This is a genomic window from Agromyces chromiiresistens (genome assembly GCF_029167465.1).
Taxonomy (GTDB): Bacteria; Actinomycetota; Actinomycetes; order Actinomycetales; family Microbacteriaceae; genus Agromyces; species Agromyces chromiiresistens.
Genome location: NZ_JARFNL010000008.1, coordinates 75,460 through 94,608 on the forward strand (window position 1 = coordinate 75,460; position 19,149 = coordinate 94,608).

A 19,149-nucleotide genomic window follows, 5' to 3' on the forward strand; every position below is an offset into this window, starting at 1 on the left:
CCGAGGATGCCTCGCCTAACGTCGGCTCAGCGGCGAGACATCCATCGTCGCTTCGACCCATCAGGAGGCTCTCGTGACGCTGAGCGAGACGGTGCGACCGGCACGGCCGGAGCGCGCCGCGCGCCCCGAAGGCCGCCCCGCCCGCCCCGGCGCCAACCGCCCCAACGGCCAGTGGAAGGTCGACGGCACCGAGCCCCTCAACGCCAACGAGCAGTGGAAGCAGGAGGACGGCGGCCTCGCCGTGCGCGAGCGCATCGAGACGATCTACGCCAAGGGCGGCTTCTCGTCGATCGACGGCACCGACCTGCACGGCCGCTTCCGCTGGTGGGGCCTGTACACGCAGCGCAAGCCCGGCATCGACGGCGGCAAGACCGCGACCCTCGAGCCGCACGAGCTCGAGGACGAGTTCTTCATGCTGCGCGTGCGCATCGACGGCGGTCAGCTCTCGACCGAGCAGCTGCGCGTCATCGGCGGCATCTCGACCGAGTTCGCACGCGACACGGCCGACCTGACCGACCGGCAGAACATCCAGCTGCACTGGATCCGAGTCGAGGACGTGCCCGAGATCTGGCGCCGGCTCGAAGGCGTCGGCCTGTCGACGACCGAGGCGTGCGGCGACGTGCCCCGCGTCATCCTCGGCTCGCCGGTCGCCGGCATCGCGGCCGACGAGCTCATCGACCCGACGCCGCAGATCTTCGAGATCCAGGAGCGCTACATCGGCGACCCCGAGCTCGCGAACCTGCCGCGCAAGTTCAAGTCGGCGATCACGGGCCACCCCAGCCAGGACGTCGTGCACGAGATCAACGACGTGGCGTTCGTCGCGGTCGAGCACCCCGAGCTCGGCATCGGCTACGACCTCTGGGTCGGCGGCGGCCTGTCGACGAACGCCCACCTCGCGGTGCGCCTGAACGCCTTCGTCGCGCCCGAGCGGGTCGCCGAGGTGTGGCTCGGGGTCACCTCGATCTTCCGCGACTACGGCTACCGGCGCCTGCGCAACCGCGCCCGACTCAAGTACCTCGTCGCCGACTGGGGCGCCGAGAAGTTCCGGCAGGTGCTCGAGACCGAGTACCTCGAGAACCCGCTGCCCGACGGCCCCGCCGCACCGAAGCCGCTCGCCCAGGGCGACCACGTCGGGGTGCACAAGCAGAAGGACGGCCGCTTCTACATCGGCGCGACGCCCTTCGTCGGCCGCATCTCGGGCACGACGCTCACCCGCCTCGCCGACCTGCTCGACTCGGTCGGTTCGGGCCGGCTGCGCACGACCCCGCACCAGAAGGTCGTGCTGCTCGACATCGACGAGGAGCACGTCGAGCGGGTCGTCGCCGGCCTCGACGAGCTCGGCCTGCAGGCGCGACCGAGCCTCATCCGCCGCGGCACGATCGCCTGCACGGGCATCGAGTTCTGCAAGCTCGCGATCGTCGAGACGAAGCAGACCGCGACCGACGCCGTGATCGCCCTCGAGGAGCGCCTCGCGGGCATCGAGCTGCCGCACCCGATCAGCCTGCACGTCAACGGCTGCCCGAACTCGTGCGCCCGCATCCAGACCGCCGACATCGGCCTCAAGGGGCAGCTGCTGCCCGACGGCGACGGCGGCCAGACCCCCGGCTTCCAGGTGCACCTCGGCGGCGGGCTCGCGTCGACGACGCGCGAGGAGGCCGGCACCGGCCGCACCGTGCGCGGCCTCAAGGTGACCGCCGACGGCCTCGCCGACTACGTCGAGAAGGTCGTGCGCCGGTTCCTCGAGCAGCGCGATACTGCAGCCGACGAGACCTTCGCCGAGTGGGCCCACCGCGCCGAGGAGGAAGAACTGCGATGAGCGTCTCGCTCGCCCCGCGCGCCACCACGAAGCGCGACGCCGCCGCGCTCCGCGCCCTCGCCGAGGCGGGGAACGCCGAGCTCCGGAGCCTCGCCGACGGCGAGGCATCCGCCTACGAAGTGATCGCCTGGGTGGCGCGCAACTTCGACGTGGATGCCGCGGCCGTCGCCTGCTCGATGGCCGACGCCGTGCTGCCGCACGTGGTCGCGCAGTCGCTGCCGGGCGTCGACGTGCTGTTCCTCGAGACCGGCTACCACTTCCAGAAGACGATCGAGACCCGCGACCGCGTCGCCGCGTCGCTCGACGTGCGCATCGTCGACGTGCTTCCCGAGCTCACCGTCGCCGAGCAGGACGCGAAGCACGGCAAGGACCTCTTCGCCCGCGACCCGGGCGCCTGCTGCGCGATGCGCAAGGTCGCCCCGCTGCAGGACGCCCTCGCGGGCTACGAACTCTGGTTCACGGGCGTGCGCCGCGACGAGGCGCCGACCCGCACCGACACGCCGCTCGTCGCATGGGACGAGCGCAACGGCCTCGTGAAGGTCAACCCGCTCGCCGCCTGGAGCTTCGACGACCTCATCGACCACGCCGCCGCGTTCGGGGTGACCGTGAACCCGCTGCTGACCGAGGGCTACCCCTCGATCGGCTGCGAGCCGTGCACGAAGCCCGTCGCCGCGGGCGAAGACCCCCGGTCGGGCCGCTGGGCCGGCCTCGACAAGACGGAATGCGGGTTGCACCTATGACCGACACGTTCTTGACCGGCACTGCCACCGCCCCGGCGAGGGGCCTCGACGCCCTCGACCTGCTCGAGGCCGAGGCGATCCACATCATCCGCGAGGTCGTCGCCGAGTTCGAGCGGCCCGTGCTGCTGTTCTCGGGCGGCAAGGACTCGGTCGTCGTGCTCCACCTCGCGACGAAGGCGTTCTGGCCGGGCCGCGTGCCGTTCCCCGTGCTGCACGTCGACACGGGGCACAACTTCCCCGAGGTGATCGCGTTCCGCGACCGCACGGTCGAGCGACTCGGCCTGCGACTCGAGGTCGCCGAGGTGCAGCGCTACATCGACGACGGCCGCCTGCACGAGCGCGCCGACGGCACCCGCAACCCCCTGCAGACGCAGCCGCTGCTCGACGCGATCGCCGCGGGCAGGCACGACGCGGTCTTCGGCGGCGCCCGCCGCGACGAGGACAAGGCGCGGGCCAAGGAGCGCATCATCTCGCTGCGCGACGAGTTCGGCCAGTGGGACCCGCGCAACCAGCGCCCTGAGCTCTGGAACCTCTACAACGGCCGGCACACCCCCGGCCAGCACGTGCGCGCCTTCCCGATCTCGAACTGGACCGAGCTCGACGTCTGGGCGTACATCGAGCGCGAGGGCATCGAGCTGCCGCCGCTGTACTTCGCGCACGAGCGCGAGGTGTTCCGCCGCGACGGCATGTGGCGCGGCGTCGGCGAGTTCTCGCAGCCCCGCCCCGACGAGCACGTCGAGCTCCGCACCGTGCGGTACCGCACGGTCGGCGACATGAGCTGCACGGGTGCGGTCGAGTCCGACGCCGTGGATGTCGCGGCCGTCGTTCGCGAGGTCGCCGAGTCGACGCTCACCGAGCGGGGGGCGACCCGCGCCGACGACCGCATCTCGGAGGCGGCGATGGAAGACCGCAAGAAGGACGGGTACTTCTGATGGGCGAGCACACCAGCAGCACCCTGCTGCGCTTCGCGACGGCCGGCTCGGTCGACGACGGCAAGTCGACGCTCGTCGGCCGCCTGCTGCACGACTCGAAGGCGATCCTCGCCGACCAGTTCGAGCAGGTCGCCCGCACGAGCCGCGAGCGCGGCTTCGGCGGCGACGCCGGCGGCTTCGACTTCGCGCTGCTCACCGACGGCCTGCGCGCCGAGCGCGAGCAGGGCATCACGATCGACGTGGCCTATCGCTACTTCTCGACGGGTCGCCGTTCGTTCATCCTCGCCGACTGCCCCGGGCACGTGCAGTACACCCGCAACATGGTCACCGGGGCGACGACGGCCGACGTCGTCGTGCTGCTCATCGACGCGCGAAAGGGCGTGCTCGAGCAGACCCGCCGTCACCTCTCGGTCGTGCAGCTGCTGCGCGTGCCGAACGTGATCGTCGCGGTCAACAAGATCGACCTGCAGGGCTACGACGCCGCAGCCTACGCGGCCGTGGCCGCCGAGGTGCTCGAGGTCACCCGCGAGCTCGGCCTGCCCGGGGTGCACGTCATCCCCGTCTCGGCGCTCGAGGGCGACAACGTCGTCGACCGCTCGCCGAACACGCCCTGGTACGACGGGCCGGCCCTGCTCGAACTGCTCGAGACGCTGCCGACCGTCGACGAGATCGAGAGCTCGCTCGAGGCGTTCCGGCTCGACGTGCAGCTCGTGCTGCGCCCGCAGGGCGCCCTCGCGCCCGCCGTCGCGGCGCAGCCCGGGGCCGAAGACCGGTTCCGCGACTACCGTGCGTTCGCCGGGCAGGTGTCGAGCGGCACCGTGCGGGTCGGCGACGAGGTCGCCGTGTTCCCGGGCGGTGCGACCACGACGGTCGTCGCGATCGACACCGCCGACGGCCCGCTCGACGAGGCACGTGCGCCGCAGTCGGTGTCGCTGCGCCTCGCCGACGAGCTCGACGCCGCGCGCGGCGCCGTGATCGCGGCATCCGGAACCCTGCCCGCCGGCCGCCGCGAGATCGACGCCGAGCTGTTCCAGCTCGACGCCCGCCCGCTCGCACCGGGCGCCCGCGTGCTCGTCAAGTTCGGCACCGCGACCGTGCAGGCGCTCGTCGCCGCGGTCGAGGGCCGCCGCAACCTCGACACCCTCGCGACCGAACCCGCCGACCGGCTCGACGCCAACGACATCGGCCGGGTCACCCTCCGCCTCGCGGCGGAGCTGCCCTTCGAGGACTACGCCGTGCACCGTCGCAGCGGCGCATTCCTCGTCATCCACCCGCAGGACGGAGCGACGCTCGCCGCCGGCACGCACAGCCCGGCGCGAGCTTCGGCCGCCTGACGGGGCGCCCCACGGGGCGCACCCGGCCCCGGCCCCGGGGCCACCGCACCACCATCTGCACGAACCATACAAAGGAGGCGACACCGTGAAGACCCGCACCACTCTTGCACTCACCGTTCTTGGATTGGCCGCGGTCATGATGACCGGCTGCGCCTCATCGGCCGCGGGAGCCCCGCCGGCCGACTCCGACGAGGCGCTCGGCGGCACCCCCGCCGAGGAGCTGCGACTCGGCTACTTCGCGAACGTGACCCACGCGCCGGCACTGGTCGGCCTGCAGGAGGGCCTGCTGCAGGACGCGCTCGGCGACACGAAGCTCTCGACCGAGATCTTCAACGCCGGACCGGCCGCCGTCGAGGCGCTGTCGGCGGGCGCGATCGACGCCGCCTACATCGGCCCCAACCCGGCGATCAACACCTTCGTCAAGAGCGGCGGCCAGTCGGCCGTCGTCGTGTCGGGGGTCGCCTCGGGCGGCGCCGCACTCGTCGTCGCCGACGGCATCGACGACCCGGCCGACCTCGAGGGCACGACGCTCGCGAGCCCCCAGCTCGGCAACACGCAGGACGTCGCGCTGCGGACCTGGCTCGCCGACGAGGGCTACACGACCGACACCCAGGGCGGCGGCGACGTGCACGTCACCCCGACCGAGAACTCGCAGACGCTCACGCTCTTCCAGCAGGGCGACCTCGACGGGGCCTGGCTGCCCGAGCCGTGGGTGTCGCGACTCATCATCGACGGCGGCGCGCACGTGCTCGTCGACGAGGCCGACCTGTGGGACGACGGCGACTTCCCGACCACGGTGCTGCTCGTCTCGAAGCAGTTCCTCGCCGACCACCCGGCGACGGTCGAGGCGCTCGTCGAGGGCCACGCCGACGCCGTGCAGTTCATCGAGGACGAGCCCGAGCAGGCCGCCGAGGACATCAACGCCCAGCTCGAGGCCGACACCGGCAAGCCGCTGGGCGACGAGGTGCTCGCGCGCTCGCTCGAGCACGTCCGGTTCACGGTCGACCCCGTCGCTGACACCTTCGAGGAGGTGCTCGCGAACGGCGTCGCCGCCGGTACGGCGAAGGACGGCTCGATCGACGGGCTGTTCGACCTCGCGATCCTGAACCGCGTGCTCGAAGCGCGCGGCGAGGAGCCGGTCTCGGCCGCCGGACTCGGCACGGAGTGAGCGCATGAGCAGGCAGACGGTCATCCGCATCGACGGGCTCGGCAAGCGCTTCGGCGAGCGCGCCCCGCTCGTGCTCGACGACGTGACGCTGCACGTCGAAGAGGGGGAGTTCGTCTGCCTGCTCGGCGCATCGGGCTGCGGCAAGTCGACCCTGCTCAACCTCATCGCCGGACTCGACCGCCCGTCGACAGGCACCATCGAGGTGCCCGCCGACGGCGCGGCCGTGATGTTCCAGGAGTCGGCGCTCATGCCGTGGCTGAGCGCCCGTCGCAACGTCGAGCTCGCGCTGAAGCTGCGCGGGGTGCCGCGGGCCGAACGCCGCGCGAAGGCGCTCGAGCTGCTCGACGTCGTCAACCTCGCCGACGCCGCCGAGAAGCGGCCCCACGAGCTCTCGGGCGGCATGCGCCAGCGCGTCGCCCTCGCCCGGGCGCTCGCGCAGGACCGCAAGGTGCTGCTCATGGACGAACCGTTCGCCGCGCTCGACGCCATCACCCGCGACCTCCTGCACGAGGAGCTCGAGCGGGTCTGGCGCGAGACCGGCCGCACGATCGTGTTCGTCACCCACAACGTGCGCGAGGCGGCCCGCCTCGGCGAACGCGTCGTGCTGCTCTCGAGTCGCCCGGGCCGCGTTGCCGGGGAATGGCGGCTGGATGCCTCGGGCCCGCGCCGCATCGAGAGCCCCGAGGTCTCGGCGGTCTCGATCGAGATCACCGAGCGCCTGCGGAAGGAGATCGCCCGCAATGCCGCATGACATCCAGACCGCCGGTCGAGTAGCGCCGCCGGAGGCGACGCGCATCGAGACCACTCGTCCCGCGATCGACTCACCGGGTCTCGATACGCGTCCTCCTTCGTCGGGCGCTACTCGACCGGCGGGCGCGGGGTCAGACCTCCCCGCCGGCTCGATGCCGTTCCCCGAGCTCGTCGAGCGCGAGGCGTCCTCGTCGCCCGACGAAGCCGAACTGCGCGAGCTCGCCGCCGGGCTCGACCGCCTGCAGACCGACGAGACCCGGCGCGAGTCGCGCTGGCGCCGGTTCGCGTCGAGCGTACTGCCGCCCGTCATCCTGTTCGGTGCGCTGCTCGTCGCCTGGCAGGTCTACACCGTCGTCGCGAGCCCGCGCCCCGACCTCTACCCCGGCCCGGTCGACGTGTTCACCGCGATCGGCGCCGCGTGGGAGAGCGGCCGGCTGCAGCTCGCCGTCGTGACGAGCCTCGAGCGCGGGGTGATCGGCTTCCTCATTGCCGTCGTCATCGGCACGCCGATCGGCCTGCTGCTCGCCGAGGTCGACTGGCTGCGCCGCGCGCTCGGCCCGTTCATCTCGGGCCTGCAGGTGCTGCCGTCGGTGGCCTGGGTGCCGGCCGCGATCATATGGTTCCAGCTCTCCGACGCGACCGTCTACTTCGTCATCCTCATGGGGGCCGTGCCCTCGATCGTCAACGGCCTCATCTCGGGCGTGAACCAGGTGCCGCCGCAGCTGCGCCGGGTCGGCCGCGTGCTCGGCGCGAATCGCGCGCAGCTCGCGACGCTCGTCGTGCTGCCCGCGGCGCTGCCCGGGTACGTCGGCGGGCTCAAGCAGGGCTGGGCGTTCTCGTGGCGCTCGCTCATGGCCGCCGAGATCATCGCGACCGGCGGGTCGATCGGGTTCGGGCTCGGCGCGCTGCTCGACCAGGGACGCCAGCTCGCCGATCTCTCCGCGGTGTTCGTCGCGATCCTCGTGATCCTCTTCGTCGGCATCCTCGTCGAACTCTGCGTCTTCGCCCCGATCGAGCGCGCGATCCTGCGCCGCCGGGGCCTGCTCCAAGGAGGCACCCGATGACCGCCGGACACGTGACCCTCGTCGGCGCCGGACCGGGCGACGCGGGACTGCTCACCATCCGCGGCCTGCGCGCGCTCGAGCGGGCCGACGTGATCGTGGCCGACCGGCTCGGCGCCCGCGGCGTGCTCGACGGCCTCGCCGCCGAGGGCGTCGAACTTCGGGCAGAGGTCGTCGACGTCGGCAAGCTGCCCGGGCATCACGCCGTGCCGCAGGACGCCATCAACGCCCTGCTCGTCACCCTCGCCCGCGAGGGCAAGCAGGTCGTGCGGCTCAAGGGCGGCGACCCGTTCATCTTCGGCCGCGGCGGCGAGGAGCTCGCGTTCTGCCGCGACGCGGGCATCGACGTCGCGGTCGTGCCGGGCATCACGAGCGCGATCTCGGTGCCGGCGATCGCGGGCATCCCGCTCACCCACCGCGGCCTCGCGACGACGTTCACGGTCGTCACCGGACATGACCAGATCCGGGCGCTCGGCGGCGGCCGCGACCACACCGTCGTGCTCCTCATGGGCATCGGCACCCTCGCGAACTCGGCGATCACACTCGCCCGCGGCGAGCGCGGCGGCGACTGCCCGGTCGCCATCGTGGAAGATGGGTACGGCCCGAGGCAGCGCGTCACCGTCGGAACGCTCGACTCGATCGCCCTGCAGGCGGCGCGCCGAGGCGTGCGGTCGCCCGCGGTGGTCGTGGTCGGCGACGTCGTGACGCTCAGCCCCTACGCACCCGAAGCGCTCTCCCCCAGCACAACCCGAAAGGCCTCGCAGCAATGACCCTCTCCCTCCGCGTCGCGATCGTGGGCGCCGGCCCCGCCGGCATCTACGCCGGCAACATCCTCCGCCGCCAGGTCGCCGAGCAGGGCGGCGAGGTCGCGATCGACCTGTTCGAGTCGCTGCCGGCACCCTACGGCCTCATCCGCTACGGGGTCGCGCCCGACCACCCGCGCATCAAGGGCATCGTGAACTCGCTGCACGAGATGCTCGATGCGGGCGACATCCGCCTCATCGGCAACGTCGAGGTGGGCCGCGACGTCGAGGTCGGCGAGCTGCAGGAGCGCTACGACGCCGTGATCTTCGCGACCGGCGCCCTGCGCGACGCCCCGCTCGACATCCCCGGCATCGACCTGCCCGGCTCGTACGGCGCCGCCGACTTCGTCGCCTGGTACGACGGACACCCCGATGTGCCGCGCTCGTGGCCGCTCGAGGCGCGCGAGATCGCGGTCATCGGCAACGGCAACGTCGCGCTCGACGTCGCCCGCGTGCTCGCGAAGCACCCGAAGGACATCCTCTCGACCGACATCCCCGCCAACGTGCTCGCCGGGCTCGAGGCATCCCCCGTCACCGACGTGCACGTGTTCGGCCGGCGCGGACCGGGCCACGTGAAGTTCACCCCGATCGAGCTGCGCGAGCTCGGCGAGGTGCCCGACGTCGACATCGTCGTGTACGACGACGACTTCGAGCGCGCCGAGGGCGACGCGCATGCCGAGGCGCTGCACGCCTCGAACAACCAGGTCAAGGTCATGACCCGCACCCTGAACGGCTGGCGCACGGGCCCCGGCTCGACCGGCGCCGGCACCGCGTCGCGCCGCCTGCACCTGCACTTCCTGCACTCGCCCGCCGAGATCACGGGCGACGGCAAGGTCGAGGCGATCCGGTTCGAGCGCACCCGACCGGTCGGCGACGGTTCGGTCGAGGGCACGGGCGAGTTCGTCGAATACCCGGTGCAGGCCGTGTACCGGGCCGTCGGCTACGCGAGCTCGCCGATCCGCGACGTGCCGTTCGACGAGCGGGCTGCGGTCATCCCCAACGAGGGCGGGCGGGTCGTGGATGCCTCGGGCGAGTCGATCCCGGGCGTCTACGCGACCGGATGGATCAAGCGCGGCCCGGTCGGACTCATCGGCCACACGAAGGGCGACGCGCTCGAGACGATCACCAACCTCGTCGCGGACGCGCAGGCCGGCGTGCTCGCCGCGCCCGCCATCGACGCGGCCGACGGCACCGAGATCCTCGACCTGCTCGACGCCCGCGGGGTCGAGCACACGAGCTGGCAGGGCTGGCTCGCCCTCGACGCGCACGAGCGCGGGCTCGGCGAGTCGTTCGAGGCGCCCGAGCGGTACGCCGGCGTCGTTCGCGAACGCGTGAAGGTCGTGCCCCGTGAGGAGCAGGTGGCGATCTCGCGCGACGACGTGCTGGCGCTGTCGTGACCTACGTCATCGCGCTGCCCTGCGTCGACGTCAAGGACAAGGCGTGCATCGACGAGTGCCCCGTCGACTGCATCTACGAGGGCGAACGATCCCTCTACATCCACCCCGACGAGTGCGTCGACTGCGGCGCGTGCGAGCCCGTCTGCCCGGTCGAGGCGATCTACTACGAAGACGACCTGCCCGACGAGTGGTCCGACTACTACAAGGCCAACGTCGAGTTCTTCGAGATCACGCCCGGTGGCGCGTCGGGCGGTGCGCCGCTCGGATCGCCGGGCGGCGCCGCCAAGACCGGCACGCTCGACTTCGATCACCCCATCGTCGCGGCGCTCGCCCCGCAGGGCGAGTAGTACCGCCACCGTCAGCGCATCGCGGCGCCCGGTTCGAGCACGAGATCGGCGACGGCCGGGTCGGCACCGATCGCGACGAGCCGGGCGCGGAACGCGCGCCTGGCACGCACGTACGGCTCGTCGGAGTCGCGGATCACGGCGAGCTGGTTCATCCACTCGAAGACGCCCTGCACCTCGAAGGCGAACTGGTCGGCATCGTCGGTCTCGACGATGCCGACGAGCTCGCCGGCGTCGGCCGCGTACCGCACCTGCACCGCGAGGTAGCCGAGCCAGTCGTCGAGCTGCGCGGTGATCGCGTCGCGCACGACGCCGGGCTTCGCGTGGAAGTCGGCCGCCGCGGCTGAGAAGAAGCACCCGCCCGGGAACACGCGGTCGTGCGAGTACGCGACGACGCGATCGAGCAGTGCGACGACCCGTGTCAGCCCGCGCGGCTTCTCACGGGCGGGGGCGATGACGGTCGCGAAGTAGCGCTCGCGGGCCGCCTCGACGGCGGCGAGCTGCAGCTTCTCCTTGCTGCCGAAGAGCGTCGCGATGCTCGACTTGCTCACGCTCGCGGCGATCGCGATGCGACCGATCGACAGCTGGTCGAGCCCTTCGATCGAGGCGAGGTCGACGGCGTGGCCGAGCACCACCCGGCGCGAGGCATCCCCCCGCGCCCGGCGGCCGTCGACCGCGACATCCGTTCCGCTCATGCTCTCGATTTTACGCACGATCGTGCGTATAGTGGGCGTACGATCGTTCGTATTCATTGTTGGCGTCTGCTTCGAACGCGGCGGATGCCTCGCCGGAAGCCACTCGGAGGCCACCATGCCTGCAGCACTCACCGCCCATGCCGCCGCCATCCGCGCCGCCGATCGCATCTCGCCCGGGCTCGCCGCGCAGGTCGCGCTACCGCTCTTCCGCCGGGTGCGGCCGGCGCTGTCCGTTCGCGAACACGACCGCGCCGTGCACGAGCGCGCCGAACGCGGTCGTCTTCGTGTTCGCGGCCGCGATGTCGTCGCGTACTCGTGGGGGCACGGCGCCGACACCGTGCTGCTCGTGCACGGCTGGCGCGGACGGGCATCGCAGTTCGCCCCGATCGTGCGCGAGCTGCGCGCCGAGGGCCTTCGACTCGTGGCGTTCGACGCACCCGCGAACGGCGACTCTGCCGGGCGTCACACCGACATCCGCGACTACCTCGCCGCGATCGAGGCGTTGCAGCAGCGCTACGGGCGATTCCACCTGATCGTCGGTCACTCGTTCGGCGCACTCGCCGCGATCACGGCGGTGCGCGAGGGCACGGCCACCGGCGGCGTCGCGGCGATCGCCGGCATGGCCGACGCGCGCTTCCTCGTCGACGCGTTCTCGGGGCGGCTCGGGTTGCGTCCCGCCACGTCCGACGCGCTCGCGCGCGGATTCAGCCGGCGCGTGCTGCCCGAGGTCGACGACCCCTATCGGCGCTTCGACGCGGTCGGCTCACCGCTGCCCGACGGCGTGCCGTTGCTCGTCGCCCACGATCGCGGCGATCGCGAGGTCGCGTCGAGCGAGTCGGTGCGCCTGCACGCCGCGCACGGCGATCGCTCGCGCCTGCTCCTGACCGAGGGGTTCGGGCACGTCCGCGTACTCGGCGCCGACCCCGTGCTCGACGCGGTCGCGGCCTTCGCGACCGGCGGGCTCGCCGCCGTCGACACGGTCACGCACTCGAGCCCGGCCGGCACCCCCGCTGTGCGTCACTGAGCGAGGTACGTGATGACCCGTCGCCCGGGCGGGCCGGCGAGCTGGCGAGCAGCGGGCCGACACGCCGACACGCCGACACGCCGACACGCCGCATGCTCCACCGGGCGGCGCGTTCCTCGACGATTCCGAGGATCATCGGAATCGTCGCGGTCAGGCGGCGACGCTTGCGAGGTGGGCAGCGATGTCGGGGGGTGGTGGTGCGATCGATGGGAGTCGTCGGTTGCCGGGGCGTGGTCGGCGGTCGGGGTCGAGGTGCGCCGGCGGCACGAACCAGGTGAATCCGTGCTCGATGAGGATGACCCAGCCGTCGTCGTGGATGCGGTGATGGTGATGTGCGCAGAGCATGATGCCGTTGTCGAGATCGGTGCGGCCCCGGTGGCGCTTCCACCACCGGATGTGGTGCGCTTGGGTGTGCGAGGGCGGTCGAGTGCAGCCCGGCCAAGCGCACCCGCCGTCGCGTTCGATGAGGACGAGTTTCTGCGCCTGGGAGAACAGGCGGCGCGACCGGCCGAGGCGGGTCGTCTCGCAGCCGTCGCCGTAGTAGAGGGGCGAGATGCCGGCCCACATCGCGAGCTCCTCGATCGAGGGGATCGACACGGGCTGGTCGATGCCGTCGATCGTGCCGTGCCCGCGCCCGGACTCGAGCGCGGCGGCGTCGACGCGGGCCACGACCATCGCCTGCCGCAACGCCACGGGCCCGTCGTTCGCGCTGAGCGAGTGACGGGCGATGTCGGCGAGCGCGTCGAGGTTCATCTGGGCGATCGTGCGCTGCTCGGCGACCACGTCGTCACAACCGGCGGGGTTTCGAGACGGTCGCTGCGCTCCAGCCTCGACCTGCTCACCCCGAGCCGGGCGCTTCGCGTCGCGCGCCCGGTGGAGCTCGGCGCCGACGAGGGTCTCGATCGCGAGCTTGATCGGAGCGCCGTTGACGGGGTCGGCAGCACCCTTGAACCGGATCATGCCGTGCTCGTCTTCCCAGATGCGGAACTCGCGCGCCGCCCGCAGTTCGTCTTCACGCGGCTTCACCCCATCGGGGTCGAGGCGCGCCTGCATGAGCTTCACCAGCCGGTGCAGCCCGTCGACCCCCACGACCGGAGCCCGATCGACGAGGAACGCCTCGGCCTCGGACAGCTCGACCCGGTCGGCGCGCGGCGCGATGCCGTCGAGGAACCGGCGGATCACATCTGCCGCGTCGACGCACACGGCACCCGACGATACTGCCCGTGCGAGGTGCGGATGCCTCGGCGGCAGCACCTCACCCGTGAACGCGGCCCGGGGTGCGGTCGCCGCACCGACCGCGACGAGCTTGACCGCCTCTTGGAACCGGCCACCCGTCGCGGACGCGATCAACCGTTCGGCCGAGGAGAACCCGTGCCGGCGGGCTACATCATCGTCGGCACCGGTGCGGGAGCGGGCCGCGAGCTCGGCCGCGACCGGCGCCTGCAATGCCTGCACACGCCGAGCGAGTTCACCCAGGGCTTCGGTCACCCGCACCAGGCCGTCGTCGCTCATCGACCGCGCATCGCCGACCGGGTCGACCGACCCGGCGGCACCAGCGGCCAAGGCGCCCGACCACACCGCATCGACCCCGTCGAGCGCAGCTGAAACCCCGATCAGTGCGGGTATTGCATCAGCTGCGGCCATACCCCGAGCCTACCCGGAAGTGGCTCGGGTTCGAAGAGATATTCGAAACTGTGGACAATGAATCGGGCGATGACCCCACCGACCGGCACGCACACGCCCGCTCGCCCCCGACCGACCCGTACTCATGCACGCGCGCCCGCAGGCACGCACCCGCCCGACCCGCACTCACTCACTCGCCCACGCACCCAAACAAAGACACGAAACGGGCTCCCAGCCGGTCGGGAGCCCGTTTCGCGGTCGCGTCGTGACGGGTGCGAGAACGTCAGAGGTTCATCGCTCGGGGGTGGGGGCCCCGTCACGCGCGTCGTCAGCGGTCGACTGGCCGTCACCGCTGCGTTCTTCACCGGCCGAGGCCGCGTCGTCCGCGGTCTCCTGCCCGGTCTGGCTGTGCTCCTCGCCGTTCGCGGCGCCGTCTTCGGCGGCCTGCTGACCGGTCTCGGATGCCTCGTCGCCGGGCACGACCGGTGCGTCACCGTTCTGGCGGTGCTCGGCGGCCTTGTCGAGGCCAGCCCGGCGCTTCTCCTCGGCGTTCTCGTGGGCGGCGTCGCGCCGGTCGGCGCCCTTCTCGCGAGCATCCTCGGCGGTCTGCTGGCCGAACTCGCGGTGCTCGCGGCCCGTGTCGCTGATGTGCTCGCCGCCGGGCTCCTGCTGGCCGGTGACGCCGTCGAAGACCTCTTGCGCCGGTGCCGGCAGCACGCCGGCAGCGCCGGCGGCGCCCACGCCCGTGAGCCCTGCGGCGGTCGCCGCCGCCGCACCGATCGCGATCTTCGCTGCCAGGCCGAGCCCGGCGATTCCCGTGAATGCCACTCTTCTTCTCCGTATCTTCGGCGACGAGCCACTGGGGGTCTGGCTCGTCGCCGCAGTCGTTGCGTTCGGGTCGAACGAGATCGAGCCCGCCGCGACGCGGTCGGCGTCGAGTCGCGCCAGCAACTCGGCCGACGGCTGCGGCGCCGCCTGCCCGGCCGCGAGCCGGAAGCCGGCCACGGCGTCGGCAACGCCCGCGAGGTCGGCACGCCGCGGCGGCACATCGCCGCGCAGCAGGGCTGCGGCCTCGTCGTCGTGAATGCGGTGGTTGCTCATCTCACTCCCTGCTATCGCCGGAGGTCGCCGCAGGGGTACGCCCTGCGGGGAATTTCTTTCGAAGCGCCGTGAGCGCCCGGCGCTGCAGCGCCTTCACCGCACCCGCGCGCTTGCCCAGCACGGCGGCGACCTGCTCGACCGTGAGGTCGCCGATGATGCGCAGCACCATCACGTCGCGCTGGTCGGGCGGAAGCCCGTCGAGCGTGGCCAGCGCCGCGGCATCCCCGATGCGACCCAGCGCCTCGTCCTCGGCGCTGGCCGCCCGCCGGGGGTCGAGCTCATCTGCCCACTCCTCGCTCGGCGCCTGCCGCGCGCGGCGGCGCAACTCGTCGACGAGGCGCCGGTACGCGATCGTGAACACGAAGGCCCGGAACTCCGCCGCGCCGCCCTCGAATCGGTCGAGCCCGTCGAACACGGCCAGGAACACCTCGCTCGTGAGATCGTCGGGCTCGGCCGAGCCCCGCGCCCGCAGGAAGCCCGCGACGGCACCGGCGTGCGCGTTCCAGAGCTCGGCCGACGCCCACGGCGCCCCGGCCTTCGCCGCGAGCAGCACCGTCTCGAACCCGTCGGCCGCCTCAGCGCCGCCGCTCGCGGCCCGCGGCATCGCCCAGCCCCGGGAGGCCGAGTGCGCGAGCACCCCGTCGAAATCGCCCATGGTCGCAAGAGTGTAGGGCAGCCGAGTGCGTGCCGCACTCGGCGTGACGCGCGACGAAGGCACGAGGCATCCTCGCCCTGCGACGCACGGTCGGGTTCGGTGCCGTCACTCGCCCTTCGCGCCGGCGTCGGTGACGCCCACGTCGGTGCGGTGGAAGTTCTGGAACGACCGCGACGCGGTCGGCCCGCGCTGGCCGAGGTAGCGGCTCGCGTACTCGGCCGAACCGTAGGGTCGCTCGGCCGGCGACGACAGGCGGAAGAAGCAGAGCTGCCCGATCTTCATGCCCGGCCAGAGCTTGATCGGCAGGGTCGCGACGTTCGACAGCTCGAGCGTGACGTGCCCCGTGAACCCAGGGTCGATGAAGCCCGCGGTGGAGTGGGTGAGCAGGCCGAGCCGGCCGAGCGAGCTCTTGCCCTCGAGCCGCGCCGCGACGTCGTCGGGCAGGGTGACCTGCTCGTAGGTCGATCCAAGCACGAACTCGCCGGGGTGCAGGATGAACGGCTCGTCGGGCTTCACCTCGATCAGGTGGGTGAGCTCTGGCTGGTCTTCCGCCGGGTCGATGTACGGGTACTTGTGGTTGTCGAAGAGCCGGAAGTACCGGTCGAGCCGCACGTCGACCGACGACGGCTGCAGCATCGACGGATCGCTCGGCTCGAGCGCGATGCGGCCGAGTTCGAACTCTGAACGGATGTCGCGGTCGGAGAGCAGCACGCGCCCAGCCTACCGAGGCCCCGGCTCCGCCTCAGTGCGTGGCCGGGAACTGATCGTCGGCGAGCAGGGCCGTGTCAGCGCCGCAGCCGAGCTCGCCGTCCTGCAGCAGGACGTCGGACACGTGCAGGCGCTCGACCACGCCATCGGCCGAGCGCACGAGCAGGCAGTCGTCGGCGTCGCGCATGGCGAGCCCCAGGCGGTCGCCGTCCCGCAGCACCTCCACCGGCGCGAGCGCGCGACCGTCGGTCTCGCCCTCCAGCCGAGCGGTGATGGATGCCTCGAGCTCGTCGGCACTCGCATCGCCCGCGCCGGTCAGCACCTCGATCGCGACGGCCTCGGCCGCCTCGGGCACCACGGGCCGTTCGTCGGCGGGCGGTTCGACCTCGACGAGCGGGTCGGGGCACGACGTCTTCTCGACCCCGCCGTCGATGACGCCCCAGCGGTCGAACCGGAGGCGCACGCAGAAGTCGTGTTCGGGGTCGTCGTTCGCCGAGACCTCCGTGATGCGGCTCGCGAGCACGAGTGCGCCGACCGGCTCTTCCCACGCGGCATCCGATTCGGGCTCGATCGCGACGAGCCGGAACGGCGTCGCCGTATCGGGCACCGGGCCCCAGTCCGACGTATTCCCGCGATCGGGGACGCCCGTGGCCGGCAACTCCTGCGTCGCTCGGCGCGCGTACGCGGCGATGGCGTCCTCGGGCCGCTCGAGTCCGATCGACTGCGAGACGAAGCCGACGTCCTGCGCAAGCGCCGCCGCCTGCTCCAGCAGTTCTGGCTCGGCGGCCCCGGCGCCGTCCGTCGCGCCCACGCCGGCCGTACAGCCGGCGAGCGCGACGACGAGCGCCGCCGCGATTCCCCCGATGATGACGTGCTTCGATGCGCGCATATCGCCATCCTGCTGCAGCGTGCATGCCTGGCGTGGCATCCGTGCCCGACCTCACCGAATGGATGCGGCGATTCACGTCGGCGTTGTTAGGATGAGTTCCACGTCGCCGAGCGGCGTGCGCCGATGTAGTTCAATGGTAGAACTTCTGCTTCCCAAGCAGACAGCGCGGGTTCGATTCCCGTCATCGGCTCTGGATCGGCCTGATCACCGGCCGCGTGACCTCAGCGCCCGCTCGCGGCGACTTCTTCGGCGCTGCGCTGCACGCAGAACTCGTTGCCGTCGACGTCGCTCATCGTGACGTAGCCGGAGCCGTTCTCACGGCGCCGGTCGGCGACGACGGTCGCGCCCAGCTCCATGAGTCGCTCGACCTCGGCATCCCGCGTGGTGCCGACCGGTGAGAGGTCGAGGTGCATCCGGGGCGCGAACTCCTTGCCGTCGTCGACGGGTTGGATGTAGACCCGGATGGTCACCGGCTCAGTGAGGTAGACCGTCACGGGGTCGCCGGGGTTGTTCGGATCGTTCGGGTCCTCCTTCAGGTCGAGCAGCGCCTGCCAGAAGGCGCCGAGCGACTCATGGTCGCGGGCGGTGAGGTTGATCGCGTCGATCTGCGAGGCCATTGCTCTCCTTCGTCGGTCGCCCCCGGCGTTCGGCGCGAGGTCACCCCGCCGACGTTACCCGCGGGGTGGGCCCGCTCACCAGCCATGCCGGCGCCGGAATGCACGACACGTGCACGTCGACCTCACCGCGCCGCCGGCCTCGCACGCTCGCCTCGGCGATCGCCCAGCCAGCCGCGGCGCCGGAACAGCACGTAGACGACGATGTCGATGGCGACCATCGCGATGCCCACCACGAGCCAGCCGAACTCCCACTGCACCAGCGGCAGGTTCTTGAAGTTCATCCCGTAGACGCCCGCGATCACCGTCGGGATCGCGAGGAGGGCGGCGAAGGCCGAGATCGTGCGCATGTCCTGGTTCTGCCGGGTGGAGACATTGCTCTCGTGACTCGAGACGACCGCGTCGAGGGCGGCGTGTTCGGCCGTGGCGAGCTTCGCCACCCCCGTCACGTCGTGCTCGAGGTGCGTGAAGAAGGCGCGCAGTGCGGGCTCGGACGCCATCATCGCCTCGAACTCGCCGCGATCGGCCGTGATCGCTTCGGCGAGCCCCGACACGGCCCGGTCGATCCGGCCGATGCGCTGCCGGAGGCGGTAGATGCGCCGATAGTCCTCGCGGATGCTGCTGTCGAACACCTCCTCCTCGACCTCTTCGAGCTCGCGTTCGACCCCGGCACCGAGCTCGACGAAGTCCTGCACGACGGCGTCGAGGATGCGGTAGACGCCCGAGATCGGCGAGGTCACCGGCACGAGGGCGTCGGCGAGCAGCAGCGCCTCGATATCGCGGAGCTCGTCCTCGGGTCCGTTCTGCACGACCAGGCACTCGTGGTCGTTGAAGATCAGCGCGATGTCGGTGTGCGTGGCCGGGTCGGCACCGCTCCGGTCCACGTCCCAGAGGTTGAGGTAGAGGTGGCCCGAGAGCCGCTCGAGCTTCGGAGCCTGACGCCCCTCGACCAGATCGGCGATGATCAGCGGGTGGATGCCGAACCGCTCCCTCAGCCGCTCGAGTTCGCCCGGATCCGGGTTGACGACCCGCACCCAGACGCCCGCGCCCGTGAGCATCTCAGGCATCATCGACCTCGTCTCTGCGTCCCGGTGCGCCGTCTCCGCGCCGGATTCGCCACCCTCACCGTAGGCGCGCGACGGTGTTCCGCACACGGGGTTGCCGTCGGCGCCCGAGCGGGCTAGCGATTTCCCACCGCCCTGTCGGCGGCGAACCGGTCGGTCGTCGCTCAGCTCGACAGCGCGGCACGCAAGGGGAGCGCGAGCGCCGACCTGGTCGAAGCGCTCGAGGCCCTCGCGGACACCTTCCGCTGACGGTCGCGACCGTCAGCGGGCGCGCCCGCGCGGGTCGGCGGGTTCGGTCGCGGCCGTCTCGATCTTCTGCACGAAGCGCCGCGGTGGGATGGCCCGGCCGAGGCACCCACGAGGTGGGCCCCCCAGCTCACACGAGACGGAACACGCGGATGATGACGAAGCCCGGCTCGGCCCGGGCGTAC

19 protein-coding genes and 1 tRNA gene are annotated in these 19,149 nt (G+C 72.0%); 12 read left to right on the forward strand and 8 right to left on the reverse strand.

The features are described from left to right. Positions 1–73 precede the first annotated feature (73 nt). The 10 genes from PX701_RS18095 (at position 74) to fdxA (ending at position 10,348) form a co-directional block, all read left to right on the forward strand. Entirely contained in the window at positions 74–1,816 is a 1,743-nt protein-coding gene (locus PX701_RS18095) for a nitrite/sulfite reductase (protein ID WP_420831089.1), read from the forward strand. Further along, positions 1,813–2,556, forward strand: coding sequence for a phosphoadenylyl-sulfate reductase (locus PX701_RS18100; RefSeq protein WP_275507079.1), 744 nt, complete (start codon positions 1,813–1,815; stop codon positions 2,554–2,556). Before PX701_RS18095 ends, PX701_RS18100 begins: the two co-directional genes overlap by 4 nt. Then, positions 2,553–3,488, forward strand: coding sequence for a sulfate adenylyltransferase subunit CysD (cysD, locus tag PX701_RS18105; RefSeq protein ID WP_231429363.1), 936 nt, complete (start codon positions 2,553–2,555; stop codon positions 3,486–3,488). The genes PX701_RS18100 and cysD overlap by 4 nt, the downstream gene beginning before the upstream one ends. Continuing rightward, positions 3,488–4,822 carry a sulfate adenylyltransferase subunit 1 gene (locus PX701_RS18110; protein ID WP_275507080.1) on the forward strand — a complete coding sequence of 445 codons (1,335 nt, stop codon included), beginning with the start codon at positions 3,488–3,490 and terminating at the stop codon, positions 4,820–4,822. The genes cysD and PX701_RS18110 overlap by 1 nt, the downstream gene beginning before the upstream one ends. An 85-nt stretch (positions 4,823–4,907) precedes the next feature. Next, on the forward strand, positions 4,908–5,990 hold the full coding sequence (locus PX701_RS18115; RefSeq protein ID WP_275507081.1) for an ABC transporter substrate-binding protein: 1,083 nt from the start codon (positions 4,908–4,910) through the stop codon (positions 5,988–5,990). Between the two features lie 4 nt (positions 5,991–5,994). Continuing rightward, positions 5,995–6,741 (forward strand): ABC transporter ATP-binding protein, encoded by a 747-nt coding sequence (locus tag PX701_RS18120; protein WP_231429360.1) that lies wholly within the window; start codon positions 5,995–5,997, stop codon positions 6,739–6,741. Positions 6,742–6,892: 151 nt separating this feature from the next. Continuing rightward, on the forward strand, positions 6,893–7,804 hold the full coding sequence (locus tag PX701_RS18125) for an ABC transporter permease (protein WP_275507082.1): 912 nt from the start codon (positions 6,893–6,895) through the stop codon (positions 7,802–7,804). Beyond that, positions 7,801–8,571, forward strand: a complete 771-nt coding sequence (cobA, locus tag PX701_RS18130; protein WP_275507083.1) for a uroporphyrinogen-III C-methyltransferase — start codon at positions 7,801–7,803, stop codon at positions 8,569–8,571. The genes PX701_RS18125 and cobA overlap by 4 nt, the downstream gene beginning before the upstream one ends. Further along, complete coding sequence (locus PX701_RS18135) at positions 8,568–10,001, forward strand: FAD-dependent oxidoreductase (protein WP_275507084.1); 1,434 nt, start codon at positions 8,568–8,570, stop codon at positions 9,999–10,001. Before cobA ends, PX701_RS18135 begins: the two co-directional genes overlap by 4 nt. Further along, positions 9,998–10,348, forward strand: coding sequence for a ferredoxin (gene fdxA, locus PX701_RS18140; protein WP_231429356.1), 351 nt, complete (start codon positions 9,998–10,000; stop codon positions 10,346–10,348). The genes PX701_RS18135 and fdxA overlap by 4 nt, the downstream gene beginning before the upstream one ends. A gap of 11 nt (positions 10,349–10,359) precedes the next feature. On the opposite strand, the gene PX701_RS18145 is transcribed toward fdxA, so the two are convergent. Further along, positions 10,360–11,040 (reverse strand): TetR/AcrR family transcriptional regulator, encoded by a 681-nt coding sequence (locus PX701_RS18145; RefSeq protein ID WP_275507085.1) that lies wholly within the window; start codon positions 11,038–11,040, stop codon positions 10,360–10,362. Positions 11,041–11,155: 115 nt separating this feature from the next. Between PX701_RS18145 and PX701_RS18150 the strand changes: the two genes are divergently transcribed. Next, entirely contained in the window at positions 11,156–12,064 is a 909-nt protein-coding gene (locus tag PX701_RS18150; RefSeq protein ID WP_231429354.1) for an alpha/beta hydrolase, read from the forward strand. Between the two features lie 150 nt (positions 12,065–12,214). Here the strand turns inward: PX701_RS18150 and PX701_RS18155 are convergent, their stop codons facing one another. The 5 genes from PX701_RS18155 to PX701_RS18175 all read right to left on the reverse strand — a co-directional run bounded on the left by PX701_RS18155 (position 12,215) and on the right by PX701_RS18175 (position 17,040). After that, the gene (locus PX701_RS18155) at positions 12,215–13,708 is read right to left on the reverse strand and encodes an HNH endonuclease signature motif containing protein (RefSeq protein WP_275507086.1); all 1,494 of its coding nucleotides are present in this window, start codon (positions 13,706–13,708) and stop codon (positions 12,215–12,217) included. A 270-nt stretch (positions 13,709–13,978) separates the two neighbouring features. Next, positions 13,979–14,788: a hypothetical protein gene (locus PX701_RS18160; protein ID WP_275507087.1), complete on the reverse strand. Its 810-nt coding sequence runs from the start codon at positions 14,786–14,788 to the stop codon at positions 13,979–13,981. 1 nt (position 14,789) lies between these two features. Next, on the reverse strand, positions 14,790–15,443 hold the full coding sequence (locus tag PX701_RS18165) for an RNA polymerase sigma factor (protein ID WP_275507088.1): 654 nt from the start codon (positions 15,441–15,443) through the stop codon (positions 14,790–14,792). A 105-nt stretch (positions 15,444–15,548) separates the two neighbouring features. Further along, on the reverse strand, positions 15,549–16,154 hold the full coding sequence (dcd, locus tag PX701_RS18170) for a dCTP deaminase (RefSeq protein WP_231429351.1): 606 nt from the start codon (positions 16,152–16,154) through the stop codon (positions 15,549–15,551). A gap of 31 nt (positions 16,155–16,185) precedes the next feature. Beyond that, the gene (locus PX701_RS18175; protein ID WP_275507089.1) at positions 16,186–17,040 is read right to left on the reverse strand and encodes a hypothetical protein; all 855 of its coding nucleotides are present in this window, start codon (positions 17,038–17,040) and stop codon (positions 16,186–16,188) included. Between the two features lie 119 nt (positions 17,041–17,159). Between PX701_RS18175 and PX701_RS18180 the strand changes: the two genes are divergently transcribed. Further along, positions 17,160–17,230: transfer RNA gene (locus PX701_RS18180), tRNA-Gly, on the forward strand. A gap of 31 nt (positions 17,231–17,261) precedes the next feature. Here the strand turns inward: PX701_RS18180 and PX701_RS18185 are convergent. Then, positions 17,262–17,657: a VOC family protein gene (locus PX701_RS18185; RefSeq protein ID WP_275507090.1), complete on the reverse strand. Its 396-nt coding sequence runs from the start codon at positions 17,655–17,657 to the stop codon at positions 17,262–17,264. A 122-nt stretch (positions 17,658–17,779) separates the two neighbouring features. Beyond that, entirely contained in the window at positions 17,780–18,721 is a 942-nt protein-coding gene (locus tag PX701_RS18190; RefSeq protein ID WP_275507091.1) for a CorA family divalent cation transporter, read from the reverse strand. Positions 18,722–19,149 lie beyond the last annotated feature (428 nt).